Here is an 18140-nt window from a genome sequence, read left to right as displayed (position 1 = left end):
CACGGATCGACATTTCTACCCGGCTATAAGGCATTATCTCATAATAAAGAAATAGAACAATCCCGCGACGACAAAACGATACCAGGCAAAATATTTAAGCTTGAACTTTTGCAGCGCCTTCAGAAAAGCGACGACGACAAGCCAGGCCACGAGAAAAGAGACGATAAAGCCGGTCAGCAGAAATCCCGCATCGATTTGTCCGGATCGGAAATTATCGAGGTTGCTCAGCACTTCGTAGCCTGTAGCTACGGTCATAATCGGAATAGCGATGAAGAAGGAAAAGTCGGCGGAGGCCCGGTAGCTGACCCCTCCCAGCATTCCTGCGGCGATCGTCGAGCCGGACCGGGAGAAGCCCGGCCATACGGCGGAGACGCATTGCAGCACTCCGATCAGGAGCGCCTGCTTGTACGAAATATCGTCCATCGTCTCTGCCGTTCGTTTGATCTTTCCCGAATCGTACAGCGCTTCGCTTACCCACATGTATATGCCGCCCGCGACAAGCGCCCATAGCACCGGAGCCGTATGAAACCCGATTTCTTTAATATAATCACGAAACAGATAGGCGACGCCCAGCGGAGGAACGATCCCCAGCGCAACATGCAGCAGATTCAGCCTGCGCTTCGGGAAAGCGTTGACGGACAGCCCGCGCACCGCCTGCGGCTTACCCAGCCCGAATACTTGCAGAATCTTGCCGCGATAGACGAGCGCTATAGCCAGAATCGCGGCGAACTGAATGACAATCTCGAACGTCTTCAGCTGCTCCGGCGCTTCTTCATAGCCCAGCAGCTTATTCGTCAGAATCATGTGGCCGGTCGAGGATACCGGCAGAAATTCCGTAAGCCCTTCGACAATTCCTAGCACAATCGAATCAAACCAATGCAGCATGGCTCCATTCACTCCTCATTAGGAATCGTTCAGTCTGCCGGGTCGCGGGTTCGATATCAGGGCTATTTTTCTTCATACCGCCATCTCGGCGTCTTGGCGCGCTCCACCAAAGCTTCGTCGTTAAGCGCGCGGGAAAGCACGTCCCGGATGAACTCCGGAAGGAAATAACGAACATCCTGTCCCTCGTGCAGCCCGAGGTAACCGACGCCGAACGTGAACATATCCAGCGTGGCGACGGAGTATATCCGGTGCTCGTCCAAGGGCGCCCCGTTGACGGTTGCCTTCTTGATACGGTTGTAGGGCGCCTCGGACAGATCCGCAATCGCCTCAAGGCCGTCCATGCACAATAGGCCAAGCACGCGGCCGCGGAAGCCGAAGCCTCTGATCTCCAGGTTCTGAAACTCGGGCAGCAGGCTCTCCTCCAGCGAACGAAGAATGAGCCTTCCCGGAAGCCGTATCAGGCAGGGATTAATCGGGGACGGACAGATGGTATGGATGGTTTCTTCCGTCACCCCGCCGGCGGGCAGCCCTTCCAGAAATTGTCCTGCATTCACGAGAGCGAGCTCCGCCTGCGCCAGCTCGCGCAGCGCCGCGGCCAGCAGCGTCGGCAAGACGGATTCCCGATCATGGCTCCAAGCCAGAGGCTCTTTCAATAAGGCGACCCTCCGGCTCATCTTGTGTTGAGCCTGTCGGCGATGGGCCGCAATCAACGCATCGAGCTCCGGGCTGGACGTCATGCCGTCGGTCGAGCGGCTTCCTCCCTTAACGCTGAGCCGTCCGCTGTCCGTATCGAACTCCAGCTCCAAATGCCCGATATAGGCGCCGAACTTCCCTGCCGCACACACTGCGGTGTTTCCGATTAGGAGCGGAACCTCCAGCAGATGATGCGTGTGCCCCCCCAGAATAAGATCGATTCCCGGAACGGTTGCGGCGATTTGCTCATCCGCACGCAAGCCCAGATGCGACAGCAGGATCAAGACGTCCACCTCGGTCCGCAGGCGGTCGATCTCCGCCCGCAGCGTCTCCATCGGATCCGCAGACTCCCAGCCCAGCAGCCGGTAATATTCTCTGTAAGACACCGTGAGTCCGATCAGGCCGACGCGCACGCCTGATTTGACCAGCACAAGCGAAGGAATCATCCAGCGGGGAGACCGTCCCGTCTTGAGAAGCTTCATGTTCGCGCAGACGAACGGAACGGAGAAGCCCTCGAATATGCGGTCCAGCTCTTCGGGCGTGTAGCTGAGCCCTTCGTTATTCCCCGGAAGGACCGCGTCGTAGCCGATTCGTTCCAGCAAAGCCCGGTTCACATCGGCCATCGTGCCTTCGGTTTCCAACCGTGCCCGATCCAGAAAATCGCCGCAATCGACGACAATCATGGACTCCTCATCGATGCCGGCTCTGGTCTCGGCAATGTATTTTCCGATTTTCGAGGCTTCTTCGAGATGACTATGTAGATCATTGGTATGCAGCAAGGTCAGCTTGACATTCGATTTCTTCATCGGCGGGACAATCCTCGGCTCAGCTCGTCCGGCGAGATTTCGTTCTTAAAGCCGAAGGAGGCCTCCGTTCCCTTCTTTTTGTCGCAGGCGAACAACAAGGATACGACGTTCTTGACATTAAGGCAAGCGCTCGTGCCGTTCGGGACGTACAAGCGCAAGCGACCTTCCTTGGAGACTTGGAAGAGCGCATCCTTGAGCTGCTCCCAGGGAACAGTCGCCTCGAAGCGATCTCCAGCCGTCGCAACAAGATGCGTAGGCACGGGGCTGGCTTCTGCAAACAACCTATACCAGGCGAGGACGTCAATCCCCTCTCCTTCGATGCCCGGCACCCGGTCGCTTACGGGAACAACCGCGCCGGCAAGCCCGGCCATCTCCGCCGGCGTGGTTGCGAGTCGGCGATCATTGGGTAATGTAACGATAACGGACAATACGATTCTCTCCTAACCGCCGATCTGCGACATTCGCCGCTCCGTCGGCACATGGCGTAGTGGGTCCCCCGCAAGCAATGCGGCCATCTCGTGATTCTCGGGCTTCAGTTCCATCGCTTTCCGAAGTATCTGCTCCATCTCCTCCGAAAATCCGAGCGCGGGCTTGACGTTTAATTCATCCATCCAGTACAAGCACGGCTTGATATGGCCGTCCGCTGTCAGACGCAATCGATTGCAGTTGCTGCAAAAATGGCTGCTGACCGGGTGAATCAGCCCGAAGGTGCCTGCTCCCCCCTCGATCCTCCAGTTTTCCGACGGCCCGCTGCCTTCGGGCCCGTCGATCTTCTCAAGCGCATAACCGAGCTGCGAAGCTTCCTCCAGTACGCGGGATAGCGGCAGATAGTGCTCTCGCCAGCCGGCATCGTCGTGTCCGATCGGCATGTATTCGATAAATCGGACATGAACCGGCCGCTCCGTCGCAAGCTTGAGAAAGCGGCCAATCTCGCTCTCATTGACTCCCTTAAGCAGCACGCAATTCAGCTTGATCGGCAGCAATCCGGCTTCGGAAGCCGCCTCAATGCCCTCCCAGACGCGCTGAAGCTCCCCGCGCCGCGCGATGAATTTGAAGCGAATCGGGTCCATCGTATCCAGACTGACGTTGACGCGGCGCAGTCCGGCTTGCTTGAGTCGATGCGCCTGCTGGGCCAGCAGCAGTCCGTTCGTGGTGAGAGAAATATCCTCTACGCCCGGCAGATCTGCCAGCCCGGCCACCAGCTCCTCCAGCCCCGGCCGCACAAGGGGCTCGCCGCCCGTAATGCGAAACCTGCGCACCCCTAGCCTGGCCGCGGCGCTTGCGACCTCGAGAATTTGGGAATAGGACAGCAGCCGCTCCTGCTCCATGAACTTCATGCCCTCCTCAGGCATGCAGTAGAGACAGCGCAGGTTGCATTTATCGGTGACGGATATACGGAGGTACGTATGTTTTCTCCCAAATCTGTCGATTAAATCCGGCATGCCAAGCCCCCCTGAAGCGCCATTCATGTGTCCTTTTAGCATAACATTTTCCTAGGGGATATGGTATGCTTGCCAAAGGGAATGTTTGTCATGAGCATGAAGGAATTGGAGGCGGAACATGAGCGCAGGATGGACCATTCAGCTGTTCGCCGGGTTGGCGGAACGGTTGGGACAACGCCGAATTCGTCCGCAATGGCCGGAGAACGAGCTGACGGCGGGTCAGATCAAACGCAGGCTTGCGGAACAGCATCCGGAGCATGCGGAGCTCCTGGCTATTTGCTTCGTGGCCCGGAATCAGGAGTATGCCCCCGAATCGGCTTTAATCGGGGATGACGACGAAATTGCCCTGTTGCCTCCGGTGTCCGGAGGGATGACGGACGAGAATCATCCGAATTCCGCTCTGTCCGAAGATAAACGATACGAGATTATCGAAGGGCCCATCGACCCCGGCAGAACGCTTTCCCGGGTGTCTCACCCTGATCGCGGCGCTTCGCTGGTATTCGTGGGCACGACGCGGGAGTGGACCTTCGGCAAGCGAACGGTCACTCTTGAATACGAAGCTTACAAGCCGATGGCCGAAGCCGCTCTCGCCTCAATCGGCGAAGAGATTGCCGCCCGATGGCCCGGCACGCTAAGCGCGATCAGCCACCGGATCGGAATGGTTGGCATAGGCGAGATCAGCGTCGCTATTGCGGTCTCCTCCGCGCATCGTGAAGGCGCCTACGAAGCGAGCCGATATGCGATCGAGAGGCTGAAGCAGAAGGTCCCGATATGGAAAAAAGAAATTTACGAGGACGGAACCGAGTGGAAGGGTCATCAGCTCGGCCCTTGGAATCCGCTGGGTTCGCTTGACGGAACTGAGGGTCAGCCGTAAGCTTCCTCTAACGTGAAGGTCGGATGCCTGAATATGATCGGATAGGAGGCTACCCATTAGTTGAGTAGCTGACCTTCCACACCACCGTACGTACCGTTCAGTAACGACGGTTCAACCGCTTCGTACTGAGCAGGGAAGTCATAATACCCTGCCTGTGCGAGCTTTTCGTTTGTGACAGGACGATGCAGTACCGCACTACCGGCTATGCGCCAGTACCCGAGCCTTGTATTTCCCCATTGGTAGGCCTGCCACTCCGGAACTCCCAGCTTGCGCAGGTTTTGCACCTTCGTTTTCGGCTTCTTCCACTGCTTCCATATGTACATGCGCATCCGTCTTCGCAACCATTCATTCCAGTTCTGCAAGATTCGCTTCATGTCGGGTACGTAGAAATAACCAATCCAACCGCGAATGTAGATCTTTACATTCTCCATGACCTGCCGTGCATTTCTGCCTTGGCTTCGATTCGTTAACTCTTTCAGCTTCTTCTTCGCCTTGGCCAGGGATTGACGATGTACGCGTATGTATACGCCGTTTCCGTTCTTCCCCATTGCAAATCCGAGGAATTTGAAGTGCTTTTGTGCCACGACGCTGACTACCTTGCTCTTCTGCGTATTCATCTGGAGCTTTAGCCGATTTTCCAAATAGGTTCGGCTGGATTCCAGGAGCCGCATCGCTGCACGCCTGCTCTTCGCAAGCACCACGATGTCGTCCGCATAGCGGATGACCGTCACTCCCCGTCTTTTCATCTCCTGATCGAATTCGTTCAGATAGAAGTTTGCCAAAAGCGGTGACAACGGTCCGCCCTGAGGCGAGCCTTCTTCCGTTTCGCGGCGTATCCCGTTTTCCATAAATCCGCTTTTCAGATACTTCTTGATCAGGTCGATTACGCGCTTATCCTGGATTTGTTTGCGCAAGAGGTTCAGAAGCAGTTCATGGTTCAACGTGAAGTATTTCGACAGATCAATTTCGACCGCGTGGTCGTACCCCTGCTCCGCATAAGCTTTTACTTTTCGGATGGCTTGTTGCGCACTTCGCCCCGGGCGGTAGCCATAGCTTCCCTCCGAGAAGAGCGGCTCGAACAATGGTTGCAGTTGCTGGGCGATGGCTTGCTGAATGATGCGATCTACGACTGTGGGGATACCGAGCTTCCGCACGCCGCTGCCATCTGGCTTGGGGATCTCCTTGCGTCGCACCGGGCTTGGCCTGTAGCTTCCATTCCGAATGCTTTGCAGGAGTTCATCTCTGTTTTCCCGCAGCCATGGCAGCGCTGCCTCGGCGGTCATCCCGTCGATTCCCGGCGCTCCGTGGTTGCGTTTGACCTGCTTGTAGGCTCGGTTCAGATTTTCTCCGCCCAGTATGCGTTCCATCAAGTCGATTGCACCGTCTCTTTACTTTTCCTTCCCGAGCTTCGATGCTCCGCGCTCCTGCAACCTTATGTAAAAGTGAACTAGTGCGCGAGAAAATGGGGAGAGTGAGCGGACATTAGTTATGTAAAAGCGAACTAACGCGTGAGAATGAGGGGCGTGGGCGGGCATTAGTTATGCAAAAGTAAACTAACGCGTGAGAGTGAGGGGCGTGGGCGGGCATTAGTTATGTAAAAGTAAACTAATGCGTGAGAGTGAGGGTGTGATCGGACATTAGTTATGTAAAAGTAAACTAATGCGCGAGAGTGAGGCGCGTGAACGGCATTTGTTTCTTTTTTTCCTACTCCACGTCTGTGAGACCTCCCCGGGTAAGAGCGATAACTTTCCCCTCATCCATCTGCCACATCTACATGATGAGATTCGGGCAGAATTGGACTTTGCTTTGACTTGCAAGCTCGTCCGTCTCACCATGCCTTCTATGTGATTATCTGTTCGTCAGACCGAGGGTTTGCCTCCGGCTTCCTTCAGATTCGGCCTCACGACTGACACCCTTGCCTTCAGCTAACAGTTCCTACTGCCAAGTCTGTAGTGGACTTTCACCACCTAGTTATCGCCCATGCCGGGCGCACAAGCTCAAGCCGCCCGGCGCATATGCGCCGGGCGGCTTGATTAGCAAGTCAGCAACATTATCTATCGTTTCTTGGGGCTCAGAGCCACTCCTCTACGGAAATGTCGCTAAGCAGTTTGTGCACGTCGGACAGATTAACGTCTCCCGTCGTCTGCGTTAAAGCATTGGCGCTCCCCGTCGCAGCCGCATACCGCAGGCAATCCGCCGGAGCTTCTCCCCTTACGTGCGCGAATGCGTATCCCGCGACGAAAGAATCTCCGCTGCCTACCGTGTTGACAACCTGCAGCTTCGGAATGCGAATTCGGTAGAGCCGACCGTCTACGCCGGCAACGGCGCCTTGCGCCCCAAGCGTTGCCACGACAATCGGAAGACCTTGCCCCATCAGCTTCTGAAGCGACTCGCGCAAGTCGGAGCTCCCTCCTTCAGGCAGCAGGGCGGCAAGCTCATCCTCGTTCGGCTTGATGAAGGTCGGCTTCGCGGCAATGCCCCGAACAAGCGCTTCTCCGCTTGTATCCAGGAATACGTCGGCTCCGGCCGCACGGGAAAGGGCGATCAGCTCCGCATAAGCGTCCGCCGCCATCCCTCCGGGCAAGCTGCCGGAGAAAACAACCAAAGACGACTCGGCGCTCAGCCGGGCAAGCTTATCCCTGAACAGCGCGATCTGTTCGCCGGATACCGTAGGTCCAGGCTCCAGCACCTCCGTGGAAGAGCCGTCGCGGCCATCGATGAAATTCAGGCAAAGCCTCGATTCCCCCGTCGCCTCGATAAATTCCGAACGAATGCCGGCTTCCTTCACCCGATTGGTAATGAATTGTCCGTTATACCCGCTCGCAAATCCGGTTGCGGTCACTTCCGCATGGCCCAGCTGCCTCAGCACTCTAGCCACATTAAGGCCTTTGCCCCCCGCGGTGGACAGCACCTTCTCCGCTCGCGTCACCTTGCCCTTATCAAGCGCCGGCACATAATAGGTTTTGTCGATGGCCGCATTCAAGGTGACGGTCGTAATCCTATTGGTCGTGGATCGTTTCAACTTCTGCACCCGCCTTGCTTAAGCTTTGCCGATCGATCCGCACAAGCGCATCTTGGCGATCGCCGCTTCCTTGAGCGCTTGCTTGGCCGGGACCATATATTTCCGGGGATCGTTCTCTTCCGGATTACCTGCAAACACCTGCTTGATCGCATCGGAGAAGATGATCCGCAGCTCTGTCGCCACGTTCATCTTGGACATGCCAAGCGAGACCGCTCTCCTCACCTGCTCGTCGGGGATGCCCGAGCCGCCGTGAAGAACGAGCGGGACCGATACTTTGCCCGCGATACGACCGATCCGGTCAAAGTCGATATTCGGATCGCCCTTATAGATTCCGTGAGCCGTGCCGATTGCCGGCGCCAGCGTATGAACGCCTGTCAGCTCGACGAATCTGGCGCATTCGTCGGGATCGGCCAGCTGGGCGTCGCGCTCGTCCACGACGATGTCATCCTCTACGCCGCCCACACGGCCCAGCTCCGCTTCGACATTCACGCCCACGGCGGAAGCCGCTTCGACAACCTTGCGGGTCTGGGCGACGTTAAGGTCAAACGGATCATGCGACGCATCGATCATTACCGAAGTGTAGCCCGCTCTAATGCACTGCATAATCGTACCGAAATCCGAGCAGTGATCCAGATGAAGCGCGATCGGAACCGAGCTGCGATTCGCTGCCACCGTAGCTGCGGCCGCGATATAATCGGGTCCCAGATGCTTAACCGTTCCTACGGTGGATTGAATGATCAACGGAGATTTCGTTTCTTCAGCAGCCTCTACGACCGCCTGAAGCATTTCCAGCGTATGGACGTTAAAAGCCCCGATGCAATATCCGCCTTCGCGGGCCGCTTCCAAAAGCGGCGTAGATGATACGAGTGCCATAATGGGTTCCTCCGGTTTCTCTTCTCTTATTTTGACTCTAAGCTGCGCCGGGCGTACAACGCGCTTCCGATAATGCCTGCGTCGTCATTATGCTCTGCCGTCAAGACTTGAAGGTCCTCGCGGAAATTATCCAGCACCGAGCGATACAGCTCTTCGCGCAGCGGCGCGAGCAGGCGTTCCCCGGCCAGCGCCCCGCCTCCGCCTACGACAATGACCTGCGGGCTAAGCGTCATCGTCGCGGCAGCCAGCGCCTGGCCGTTTAATCTGCCGGCACGGGTTATAATCTCCGTGGCCAGCGCATCCCCTTCGTCCATTGCCGAGGACAAATCTGCCGCCGTCATCCGCTCCAGCCCTTCTCCGGAGAACCGCTCCGCGAGCAAGCTGGCACGGCCGGCCTCCAGCGCTTTGCGAGCTTGCCTGACCATGCCGGACGCCGAGGCGACGGTCTCCAGGCAGCCGATTAGGCCGCAAGAGCAAACCTCGTTTACGCCCTCCATGCGGATGTGCCCGATTTCTCCCGACATTCCCTTATAGCCGTAGTACAAATCTCCGCCGTTAACGATCGCAGCGGCAATCCCGGTTCCGATCGTGATGCCCAGCACATGCTCGTACCCTCGGCCCGCACCGGCTGCCGCTTCTCCGAAGACATACATCCGGACGTCGTTGTCGACGAATACGGGCAAGCCGATTCGCTGCCCGAGCTCTGCGGCAACCGGAATATCCCGCCACTTCAGATTGCTGGCAAAGCGCGACACGCCCGCCGCCGGATCGACCAGTCCGGGAATTCCCAAGCCAACACTTTCAACGGAGACGCCAGCTCCTGCCGCTGCCCGAACTTCGTTTACCATATCGGCGATTCGATCCAGCACGGCGGCCGAGCCGTCAGACGCGCCCGTCGGCCGCTTGACCTTCGCCAGAACCCGGCCGGAGGACTCCACCGCTCCGCAGACAATATTCGTACCGCCGACGTCCACGCCAATCGTAATCTTCACTTTACGTCTCTCCTCCCGAACGCGAGCGGCCAGCCGTCGTATAGACTTTTACGCCGCTCAGCTCGTGTTCGGCGTCGGATGACTCTTCGGGCAACTCATCGGTAATACAGGCATGCAGCTCATCCAACGCCGCTACATGGAAGAGCGAAGATTTGCCAAGCTTCGTGTGGTCGAACACCGCGATCGTTTGACGGGATCTCTGCATAAGCAAATTCGCAATGTTCGCTTCCAGCTCCGAGTAGGTGCTCACGCCCTGCTTCGTCACGCCGTCCACGCCCATAAACATTTTGTGAATATTCAGCGCCTTGACCGTTTGCTCCGCCAACGGACCGCACAGCTCAAAGCTGCGGTTGCGCAGCACGCCCCCCGTCAGAACGACCTGCAGTTCCTCTCCGTCGGCAAGCTCCATCGCGATATTCACCGCATTGGTGACAACCGTAATGTTCCGCTTTTTCTTCAGCTCCTTGGCAATCAGGAAGGTCGTTGTACCGCCCGTCAAGCCGATGACGTCGCCTTCCTCCACCAGGGAAGCGGCAAGCTCCGCGATCGCCTCCTTCTCCCGATACAGCGCGCGCTGTTTCTCCCGAAAAGGAACCTCGCGGATCAGCCCCGCTCCTCCGTATTTCGCTCCGCCGCCCATTGTGCGAATGACCTTTCCCGCTTTGACCAGATCGTCGAGATCCCGTCTTGCCGTCGCTTCCGAGCAATCGAATTTCTCGGTCATTTCGGGTAAGGAAATGCTGCCGTACCTTTCGAGATAAGCAAGCACCTGCTCCTGTCTCTCCGATTTGTTGCGTGTCATTCCACAGGCTCCTTTATGATCAAATCTTGACGACTTGCGTCAAATTCCGCGGTTGATCGGGATCGACGCCGCGTTTCATAGCCGTATAAAACCCAAGGTATTGCAGCAATGGCAGGTACAGCACCGCGCGGGCTTCGTCGGACAGTTCGCCGGCTCCGATCTCGAATACAGCATCTGCGAATACCGTATCCTCGCCCTTGGCCGTCGTCACCAGCAGCACGAACGCCCCGTATTCCTTCATCTCTTCGGCGACCTTCAGCTCGTAGGCCCGGGCCTGCTCGGAGACGAGCAGACAGACAAGCGTGCCCGGCTCTACAACCGACTTCGGCCCATGACGGAATTCCAGCGTTCCGTAGCTTTCCGTCCATACGTAGGACATTTCTTTCAGCTTAAGACAAACCTCTTGGGCCAGTCCGAAATATGCCCCCATGCCTAGGTAAATATATTTATTAAAATCGTTCTCCGCAACCAAGCTTTCCGAGAAGCTTTGGCCGTTGCGGACAATCTCGCCTTGCAGATTCAGCACTTTCTCCATCTCCGAAGCGTAAGGCCCCTCGGCAGCGATTGCGATCGCAGCTTGCATCATGTAGGTCATGCTGCTGAACGATTTGGTCATGACCGTGCTCCGTTCCTTGCCTAACGGGGAAACCAGGCAGGCGGTCATGCGGCCAAGCTTGCTGTCTTCGTAGCAGGTAATGCCGCAGGTTGTCCAGCTGTCGAGTCCCGCTACCGATTCGAGAGCCAGAATCACCTCCGAGGATTCCCCCGAGCGGGATACCCCGACAAGCAGAACCTTGCGATTGCGGGCGACAGATTGGTCACGGAACAGGAAAATATCCGAGGACGGCAGGGCGGAGGCTCCGCGTCCGAGCCATAACCGGAATGTGGCGGCCATAACCTGCGCCTGATAGTAGGAGGAGCCCGAGCCGATAAATACGACCTCATCGAATTCGACGTTACCCACATAGTCCTTGATCCATTGCTCCTGCCGCTTCAATTGCTCCCACGCTGCAGCCAAGGCTTCCGGCTGTCCGCCGATCTCCGGCAATGTCAATTGACCTCTCAACACTGAAACCACTCCTGTCTTTATCCATTTTATAATGATATTATATTTCATTAATATTGAAAATTTCAATCATAATTTTGATTAAAAGTTTCATTTTTATGATTTAGTGTTACTGAGAGCAGTTTTATTTGGATTTTATCTCCCCGCTTCCATTATTTATCTCAACTACTTATTGCAAGAAAACGCTTAACTTGATAGCATAGGTATTGAAGACTAGCGAAAAATCCCGAATGATCAAGTTTCCTGTCGAGGTGTTATATGAGGGTCCATATCACAGATGTTAGGTCAGGAGATCGATTGTCAGAGGACGTATTTAACACCTACGGCCTACATGTCCTCTCCAAGGGAACAGATCTGAACGAAAAAGAAATCTCCCGCATCTTTCAACATCAGATCGATTTTGTTGAAATCGAACGGCGGACAAGTCCGATTCCGGACATTGACGAAGAAGCAATCGTCGAGACAGCTCCGGGCTATAATCCTTTGCTTCGCCCGCTCTACAGCGACGCGGTTGCCGGAGCCGAGCAGCTTTTTCAGAAAGCGCTTGCGGATGGCCGAATCTATGAAGACGACGTCAAGGAGAGCTTCCAGCCGCTCGTCGAGAATTTTCGTTCGGAGCGGGATGTCGTATCCCTGCTGCTCATGCTGAACAGCCAGGACGACTACACCTACCAGCATTCGGTTCAGGTCGGCATGCTCAGCTACTATATTGCGCGCTGGCTGAGCTGGAACGATGAAGAGACCGTACGTGCCGGCAAAGCGGGATTTCTGCACGACGTAGGCAAGTGCAAGATCGCCGATGCGATCCTTAACAAGCCCTCCCGGCTTAATCAGGATGAATTTCAAGAGATCAAGAACCACCCGCAATATGGGTATGAGATTCTTAAAAACTCGTTTGACGATACAGCGGTAGCGTTAGCCGCATTGCAGCATCATGAAAGAATGGACGGCTCAGGATACCCCCAAGGCTTGAGCGGAGACGAAATTCATCCCCTGGCCAAGATCGTGGCTGTTGCCGACGTATACAGCGCCATGATCTCCTCCCGGGTTTACAAGGAGAAGAAGGACCTGTTGCACGTTCTGCGGGAGCTGTACGAGCTGAGCTTCAAAGAGCTCGACCCGGACATCACCCATACCTTTATCCGGCATATGGTGCCGAATTTTATCGGCAAGCCGGTGGAGCTTTCCAACGGCGAATTCGGGACGATCGTAATGACCCATCCTACGGATTTCTTCCGTCCTCTAGTCAAGGTTGGAGACGAGTTTATCGACCTGTCCGTCGAACGCGACATCTCGGTCAAGCATGTCAAGATGATATGAACAAACAAAGGCAATTCCCTCGTCCAGGGAATTGCCTTTGTCGTTTGCTCTCTATGAGTACCGCTTCGCGAACAAATAAGTGTCTTTCCAGTACGCCTTGTCGATCGGGGTAATCTGCACGCCATCCTCCGGCTTCGGGCTTGCGTGAATCATATTGCCGTTTCCCTGATAAATCCCGACATGCCCGACCACTTCATTGCTCTTGAACCTTCCCGGCACATAGAAAAAGAGCAAATCTCCCGCTTGGAGCTCATCCCTAGGCACATATTTTCCTTTCTCCGCCTGAGAGCTGGCTACACGGGGCAAATCGATATGGAATTGTTCAAACACATATTGCGTAAAGGAAGAGCAATCGAACGTCTTCGTCTGCGTGTAAGGCCCCGTTCCGAACTCGTACTTTACGCCCAAATACTTCTTTGCAAAGGCCAGCAGGTTCGACGCCGTTTCCCCCTCCACGGCCGCGGTCATTTTCGGCTGGTCAGGCAGCTCCTTCGGAGATGCCAGGCTCTTCCCCGCTAATCCCGATTCCTTCTGATTGGGCTTGGGGAAGAATGCGATCTCCTCGGGACTCGCATGAAATACGGTAACGCCTCCCAATAACTTCTGCAGGACGGAAGCCGGTATAAACAGCTCATTCCCTTCCTTAATTGCGGGAGAGGGCATTAGCGACTTCTTTCCGGCGACCTTTACCTCGCTCTCTCCTATTCGAAAGATCCACATCGGATCATTGTCGCCTAATCCATACTCGCCGGTATTCAGCCAAGCCCCGTGAAAGCCTGTCGCTTCCGCTATAGCCGTCAGAGAAACATAGCCTGAGTTCTGAATTTCCCGGACAGGAACGATATGCCGCCCTTCCTCCAATACGGAAAGCGACCGCTGCTCGGATTTGACCTTAACCGGTCCCGAATGCTGCTTCAAATTCATCGTGTCGCCGGGATTCCTTACGCATCCGGCCAGCAGAAGCAGGCCTAACCCTATCGTCATTTTGTTCGTCAGCTTCATTCTGGCCCCGCCTCTCGCTTAGAAATGCATTTCTGTTAGAATGGCATTTCATCCTGGAGTTTATGCCCGGGGAAAGCCGAAGGAACAGAAAACCCGCCGGCCAGCGGCCGGCGGGAGTCGGGAACGAAGCTTAGAAGCGAGCGGTCTGTCCGGCCAATTGCTGCTCGGCCATCTGAACCAGTCGGCGCGTAATGTTGCCGCCGATGCGTCCCGTATCCTTGGTCAGCATGTCGCCATGGTAGCCGTCGCGAGAGAACTGAATTCCCAATTCCTGCGCAACCTCGAATTTCAATTGATCCAGAGCGGCACGCGCTTGCGGAGTCGCAAGCTGGTTGCTGTTGCGGTTGTTTGCCATATGATCTCACCTCCATGATTTACCACGTATTATGCTTCCCTGCTTTTCCGTTTATTCATTTTTTCCAATTCGACGTGAATTCTCTCCAACTGGAAGCTTAACGATACGCTGCCAACGTTCCACTAGTGGCAAATCTATACGAATGATCTATCATTAGTGATAGATCAGCGAGCAAGCCTGTCGCTTGCAGCTTTTCTTGATAACCTATACTCTTTGGAGTCGCCGCAAGTGACTCCCTTTTTTTGCTTGCGGACCATGACGGAAAGGGGCAAACGTTCGATGTATTTGGCTCCTATGCTGCCGGTTGCCGGGTCAGCGCCTTTTGATGACAAGCGGTACATATTTGAACCCAGAATTGATGGTCAACGCCTGCTGCTCTCCATGCAGAACGGTCTTGTTCATCTGTTTACCCGCCATGGAAACGAGATCGCCCCCCGTTATCCGGAGCTGCATCGGGTCCCGATAGACGACAATTCGGATGTGCTGCTGGACGGCGTAGTCACTTGCTTGAACAGGGATACCGGAATGACCGATTACGAAGCCCTGCTCGATAGATCCAAGTGCATCAAGCCTATGCATATTCAGGAAGGAGTCCGACAGAGCCCGGTTCATTATTTCGTATTTGATATTTTGCGCTACCGGGGCAAGGACGTCCGGGGCAAGACGCTGACCGAACGGAAAACGCTGCTTCATAAGGCCCTCACCGGCAATCGTTACTTCTCCTTCATTCCGGGTCTTCCCGATCATGGAGTGGCTTTGTATCGGGCATTGACGGCTAAAGGCTTTGGCGGCATAGTCGCCAAGCGAAAGTCCAGTCCTTACGTCAGCCGAGCAGACGACAATTGGCGGTCCATCGTTCACTACAATTACGCCATTGTTCAAATTGCCGGCTATCGCAAAAATCAATTCGGATGGCTGCTGAAGCATCGAGAACGAATCGTCGGCTTGCTGGACGGCGATGTGCCTTCAGCCTACCGAAACGCGTTTCTCGGAGTCAGCTCGATTCTCAAGCTGAACGAGGACCGGGACTACGTCTATGTACGGCCTGACATTGAAGCTCGCGTACGCTTTCGCCGCTGGACGCGAGAAGGCAGGCTTTATGCCCCGGAGCTTATCGATTTCGTTGCGCCATGAGCGAATCGACAGCAGCGGCGTGAGCTCTAATCTTCTTCCCACCATCTATAAGACACAAGCGCCTCCTTCACCGGTTGAACCTCCCAGCCCTGAAGCACCCTCAGCTCTTCATGGCGATCCGGCGTCCACGCGATATAATGCCCGACAGACAGCACTCTCAAGGCCATCTTGACCTGCCCTGTCGTTCTGCCCGCCCGGCGTGCGAGCTCCGGGATCGGAGGCACATGCCGGGTATTATACAAGATGCGAAGAACCTTTCGCGAGGTGTCGTTTAACATCTTTATCCCCCTCATTAAATGAGAACATACATTCGCATATTTGTATTATAATACGAAGAGAAGCCGTTCTCAAGTGCGTATTCCGACACAAAAAAACGCCTGCCGGAATTGGGGAAGAGCCCCGATGCCGGACACGGCGTATTATGAATCAGATCGGTAATGTTTATCTTAAGAGAGGCATTCTGATCTCTTACTCAAGACTGCACTGCTATGAAGGATTATGGCCAATTTCGTCGAAAATCACTGTATACCTAATTTTAGGGGGCGCTTCAATTTGAAGTACATGGCTGCTGCTGACGGTAACCTTGAGCTCAAGTGCTTTTCTTGCGGTAAGAAGCACCTCGTTCCTGCCGGTAATTTCAACTGCTCTTATCCTGTTTGCTCTGTTTTTTCCACTGATTATTTTGTTGGCAATTATTATCCTGGCTCTAGCCGGAAGTATTTCTTGATCCTTCGCTATTCTTCATGGTACTGCTTGCATGCAGAGTTCATTCCTTGCTAGCGCTTCACTGGCTCCTCTCTCAATTCCACTTTCCTCTCCAGTAAAAAAATACACCCGCCGGAATTTCATCGGCTAAACCAACGGTTTAGTCCAATGTCTCTTCGGGGGTGTAAGATCATATTTTGCGAATTAGGCGCTTACTGTCGACGGCTGCGACGTCTCTTTTTTCGCTGCGCTAACCATCAGCATAACGGCCGTAATAATATGCATGATCATGCCTACAATTGGAATCCACGCTACAACGGATGTCACGATTCCAAGAATAGACCCATACTTGGTTTCATTATTTTTTGCGGAAAGAACGAGCGTGATGATGTGCAGAATGAACATGATAAGAAGCGGAGTATAGTAGGTTCCCATGATAATCAAACCTCCGAACACTGGAATGCCTAAGATTGCCTCGAATGCCCCAGTGACCCACTTCATAATTTTTGACCCTGTCATTTTTATCCTCCATCTCGTGATTTGCTAGGATTAATATACCAGAATAAATGGTACATATCTACTATTTATCTCTTATTTTGATATGAAATCGCTTTATTTTTTTAGCAATAATGATGCATAATGTCGTAAAGTGTCATGTGCAGATCTGCCTTCCTTTGAATCAGCATTCCTCCAATTATAAGAACTGTGTTCCAAATGCGATGGGAAAGGTGTTATTTTAACAGCATTTAAAAAACATTCTTAACGAGGTTTGGGAATACGGTTGCATAAAAAAAGCCCCGAGAGCCTAAGCCCCCGGGCTGATTGTTATTGACTGGGCTACCAGTTCCGCTTACGCATTTAAGGGGTAATTCGGGTTGTTTAACATCTCGTTAACGATAAACAATAGGTCTTTGTCATCGATGATTCCATCTTCCACTTGATCGGCATCATGCTTAGAAGAGTCCGTCTGAACTGCCGTTTTTCCATAATAGAATCCGTCAATCGCCAAGTCCACAAGCGTATATTCTCCGGATCTGTTTACGTCTTTTATCCCTTCTACTTCGATGTTATCTTCCAAGCAGGAATCCTCATTTAGGTCGTACTCCGACTCGGTATCCGCAATTCTGCACTCCAATGCATCGATCTTGGCGGTTCCCTTTGCCTTGCCTGTAAATTTCAATTTCAAAAATACCTTTTCTCCAGTAATTCCATATTGCTCACCTTGACTGGCAACAATGAAACGGAGAGTCCCGTTCTGGTCGGTTGGTTGGTTATAAATTTTGTAGCCTGGAACTTCCTCAAAACCAACGTAATTCAACAAATTGCTGTCATAATTGATCTTGAAGTCCTCGGCATAAATGTTGCTTACGTTTTTCAACTCAATGTTGGATGTAAACTGCTCTCCGACTCTGATTTTATCTTTCCCTATGACAACATCTAAGGTAGGATTTAACGGTTCAGGCGTGCCAGGTGCTGTCGTATTAAATACGTCTAACTCATAAATAAAGCTGTTCGTCTGAATCGGGTCAAATACCACTTTGGAGACATTTGTTACGGTTTGTGCGAGATTGTTGTGTTGGGTGCTTGTCGAAGTTGAAAGAAAGTGTGCTGTATGCAGTAGATTATTATTGCTATCATAAAACAATACATCAAAGTTCCGACTCGCAGTGAGTTTATATGATTTAACTGTTTGAGGCGTAGAGAAAGTATATGAAAGAGAGTTATCAATGTATATGCCCACACCGGATGACTCATTCCCATCGGTATAGAGTGAAGACCAACGTTTCTCCATGTCATCGTAAACTGGATTTGGTGCAATGAGCCCTCCTGGATACGCGCTGGCAGACGGCGCAAATACCCCAATTATTAACCCTAAACTTAATACGAGCCCAGCTAACTTTTTCAATATAAGTCCTCCTCTTATGTAATGTAACCATCATACAAGGGAAATTCAGGAATTTACAGACTGATAATCGACAGGATTCTACAATATACTGGAAGGTTAGGCGGAAAACCCCTTGTTGAATCGGCTGACAGCTCCTCGACAGCCAGCATTCGGCATAAAAAAGAAGGGGCTGTCCAATAAGCCCCAAAAATAAAAGTTGGGCGGGAAAACGTCATGTTTTCCGTCCAACTTTTTTGGTTCTTTTGTTTTTGCTGGAAAGTGGC

The 18140-nt window shown here is 53.7% G+C and carries 18 protein-coding genes; 3 read left to right on the top strand and 15 right to left on the bottom strand.

Features of this window, described 5'->3' with window-relative positions:
* Positions 1-33: 33 nt before the first annotated feature.
* The 4 genes from ACFO1S_RS21780 to moaA all read right to left on the bottom strand — a co-directional run bounded on the left by ACFO1S_RS21780 (position 34) and on the right by moaA (position 3826).
* A complete protein-coding gene (locus ACFO1S_RS21780; RefSeq protein ID WP_204601832.1) occupies positions 34-885 on the bottom strand; it encodes an undecaprenyl-diphosphate phosphatase in 852 nt (283 codons plus the stop codon).
* A 62-nt stretch (positions 886-947) separates the two neighbouring features.
* The gene (locus tag ACFO1S_RS21775) at positions 948-2384 is read right to left on the bottom strand and encodes a bifunctional metallophosphatase/5'-nucleotidase (protein ID WP_378127571.1); all 1437 of its coding nucleotides are present in this window, start codon (positions 2382-2384) and stop codon (positions 948-950) included.
* Positions 2381-2812 (bottom strand): hypothetical protein, encoded by a 432-nt coding sequence (locus tag ACFO1S_RS21770; protein ID WP_204601833.1) that lies wholly within the window; start codon positions 2810-2812, stop codon positions 2381-2383. Before ACFO1S_RS21770 ends, ACFO1S_RS21775 begins: the two co-directional genes overlap by 4 nt.
* Before the next feature lie 12 nt (positions 2813-2824).
* On the bottom strand, positions 2825-3826 hold the full coding sequence (gene moaA / locus ACFO1S_RS21765) for a GTP 3',8-cyclase MoaA (protein ID WP_204601834.1): 1002 nt from the start codon (positions 3824-3826) through the stop codon (positions 2825-2827).
* A gap of 118 nt (positions 3827-3944) precedes the next feature.
* On the opposite strand from moaA, the gene ACFO1S_RS21760 reads away from it, so the two are divergent.
* Positions 3945-4700, top strand: a complete 756-nt coding sequence (locus tag ACFO1S_RS21760) for a molybdenum cofactor biosynthesis protein (RefSeq protein ID WP_204601835.1) — start codon at positions 3945-3947, stop codon at positions 4698-4700.
* A 56-nt stretch (positions 4701-4756) separates the two neighbouring features.
* Here the strand turns inward: ACFO1S_RS21760 and ltrA are convergent, their stop codons facing one another.
* The 6 genes from ltrA to ACFO1S_RS21730 all read right to left on the bottom strand — a co-directional run bounded on the left by ltrA (position 4757) and on the right by ACFO1S_RS21730 (position 11455).
* Complete coding sequence (gene ltrA, locus ACFO1S_RS21755) at positions 4757-6067, bottom strand: group II intron reverse transcriptase/maturase (RefSeq protein ID WP_204601836.1); 1311 nt, start codon at positions 6065-6067, stop codon at positions 4757-4759.
* A gap of 704 nt (positions 6068-6771) precedes the next feature.
* Positions 6772-7722, bottom strand: a complete 951-nt coding sequence (locus tag ACFO1S_RS21750) for a 1-phosphofructokinase family hexose kinase (RefSeq protein ID WP_378127568.1) — start codon at positions 7720-7722, stop codon at positions 6772-6774.
* Positions 7723-7740: 18 nt separating this feature from the next.
* A complete protein-coding gene (gene fba, locus ACFO1S_RS21745) occupies positions 7741-8595 on the bottom strand; it encodes a class II fructose-1,6-bisphosphate aldolase (RefSeq protein ID WP_204601837.1) in 855 nt (284 codons plus the stop codon).
* A 26-nt stretch (positions 8596-8621) separates the two neighbouring features.
* Complete coding sequence (locus tag ACFO1S_RS21740) at positions 8622-9587, bottom strand: ROK family protein (protein WP_204601838.1); 966 nt, start codon at positions 9585-9587, stop codon at positions 8622-8624.
* A gap of 1 nt (position 9588) precedes the next feature.
* On the bottom strand, positions 9589-10389 hold the full coding sequence (locus tag ACFO1S_RS21735) for a DeoR/GlpR family DNA-binding transcription regulator (RefSeq protein WP_204601839.1): 801 nt from the start codon (positions 10387-10389) through the stop codon (positions 9589-9591).
* A gap of 19 nt (positions 10390-10408) precedes the next feature.
* Positions 10409-11455, bottom strand: a complete 1047-nt coding sequence (locus ACFO1S_RS21730; protein WP_378127683.1) for an SIS domain-containing protein — start codon at positions 11453-11455, stop codon at positions 10409-10411.
* Between the two features lie 258 nt (positions 11456-11713).
* Here ACFO1S_RS21730 and ACFO1S_RS21725 point away from each other — a divergent pair, with 258 nt between their 5' ends.
* Positions 11714-12775, top strand: coding sequence for an HD-GYP domain-containing protein (locus tag ACFO1S_RS21725; protein WP_204601841.1), 1062 nt, complete (start codon positions 11714-11716; stop codon positions 12773-12775).
* A gap of 51 nt (positions 12776-12826) precedes the next feature.
* On the opposite strand, the gene ACFO1S_RS21720 is transcribed toward ACFO1S_RS21725, so the two are convergent.
* Positions 12827-13777 carry a C40 family peptidase gene (locus ACFO1S_RS21720; protein WP_378127566.1) on the bottom strand — a complete coding sequence of 317 codons (951 nt, stop codon included), beginning with the start codon at positions 13775-13777 and terminating at the stop codon, positions 12827-12829.
* A gap of 130 nt (positions 13778-13907) precedes the next feature.
* Entirely contained in the window at positions 13908-14132 is a 225-nt protein-coding gene (locus ACFO1S_RS21715) for a small, acid-soluble spore protein, alpha/beta type (RefSeq protein WP_204601842.1), read from the bottom strand.
* A gap of 279 nt (positions 14133-14411) precedes the next feature.
* Between ACFO1S_RS21715 and ACFO1S_RS21710 the strand changes: the two genes are divergently transcribed.
* Positions 14412-15266, top strand: coding sequence for an ATP-dependent DNA ligase (locus tag ACFO1S_RS21710; RefSeq protein ID WP_204601843.1), 855 nt, complete (start codon positions 14412-14414; stop codon positions 15264-15266).
* Positions 15267-15292: 26 nt separating this feature from the next.
* On the opposite strand, the gene ACFO1S_RS21705 is transcribed toward ACFO1S_RS21710, so the two are convergent.
* From ACFO1S_RS21705 to ACFO1S_RS21695, 3 genes are all read right to left on the bottom strand, one after another.
* Positions 15293-15544 (bottom strand): hypothetical protein, encoded by a 252-nt coding sequence (locus tag ACFO1S_RS21705; RefSeq protein WP_204601844.1) that lies wholly within the window; start codon positions 15542-15544, stop codon positions 15293-15295.
* 631 nt (positions 15545-16175) lie between these two features.
* The gene (locus ACFO1S_RS21700) at positions 16176-16490 is read right to left on the bottom strand and encodes a hypothetical protein (RefSeq protein WP_204601845.1); all 315 of its coding nucleotides are present in this window, start codon (positions 16488-16490) and stop codon (positions 16176-16178) included.
* Positions 16491-16821: 331 nt separating this feature from the next.
* Positions 16822-17877: a cohesin domain-containing protein gene (locus ACFO1S_RS21695; protein WP_204601846.1), complete on the bottom strand. Its 1056-nt coding sequence runs from the start codon at positions 17875-17877 to the stop codon at positions 16822-16824.
* Positions 17878-18140: the final 263 nt, after the last annotated feature.

It is taken from the genome of Cohnella boryungensis, assembly GCF_042651945.1.
GTDB lineage: Bacteria > Bacillota > Bacilli > Paenibacillales > Paenibacillaceae > Cohnella > Cohnella boryungensis.
The sequence above is the reverse complement of the archived record's forward strand: the minus strand, read 5'-3'. Positions and strand labels throughout refer to the sequence as shown.

Coding starts and splice junctions, on each gene's coding strand:
- ACFO1S_RS21780 (WP_204601832.1), bottom strand. CDS start 885: ATGCTGCATTGGTTTGATTCGATTGTGCTAGGAATTGTCGAAGGGCTT.
- ACFO1S_RS21775 (WP_378127571.1), bottom strand. CDS start 2,384: ATGAAGAAATCGAATGTCAAGCTGACCTTGCTGCATACCAATGATCTA.
- moaA (WP_204601834.1), bottom strand. CDS start 3,826: ATGCCGGATTTAATCGACAGATTTGGGAGAAAACATACGTACCTCCGT.
- ACFO1S_RS21760 (WP_204601835.1), top strand. CDS start 3,945: ATGAGCGCAGGATGGACCATTCAGCTGTTCGCCGGGTTGGCGGAACGG.
- ltrA (WP_204601836.1), bottom strand. CDS start 6,067: ATGGAACGCATACTGGGCGGAGAAAATCTGAACCGAGCCTACAAGCAG.
- fba (WP_204601837.1), bottom strand. CDS start 8,595: ATGGCACTCGTATCATCTACGCCGCTTTTGGAAGCGGCCCGCGAAGGC.
- ACFO1S_RS21735 (WP_204601839.1), bottom strand. CDS start 10,389: ATGACACGCAACAAATCGGAGAGACAGGAGCAGGTGCTTGCTTATCTC.
- ACFO1S_RS21725 (WP_204601841.1), top strand. CDS start 11,714: ATGAGGGTCCATATCACAGATGTTAGGTCAGGAGATCGATTGTCAGAG.
- ACFO1S_RS21720 (WP_378127566.1), bottom strand. CDS start 13,777: ATGAAGCTGACGAACAAAATGACGATAGGGTTAGGCCTGCTTCTGCTG.
- ACFO1S_RS21715 (WP_204601842.1), bottom strand. CDS start 14,132: ATGGCAAACAACCGCAACAGCAACCAGCTTGCGACTCCGCAAGCGCGT.
- ACFO1S_RS21710 (WP_204601843.1), top strand. CDS start 14,412: ATGTATTTGGCTCCTATGCTGCCGGTTGCCGGGTCAGCGCCTTTTGAT.
- ACFO1S_RS21705 (WP_204601844.1), bottom strand. CDS start 15,544: ATGTTAAACGACACCTCGCGAAAGGTTCTTCGCATCTTGTATAATACC.
- ACFO1S_RS21700 (WP_204601845.1), bottom strand. CDS start 16,490: ATGACAGGGTCAAAAATTATGAAGTGGGTCACTGGGGCATTCGAGGCA.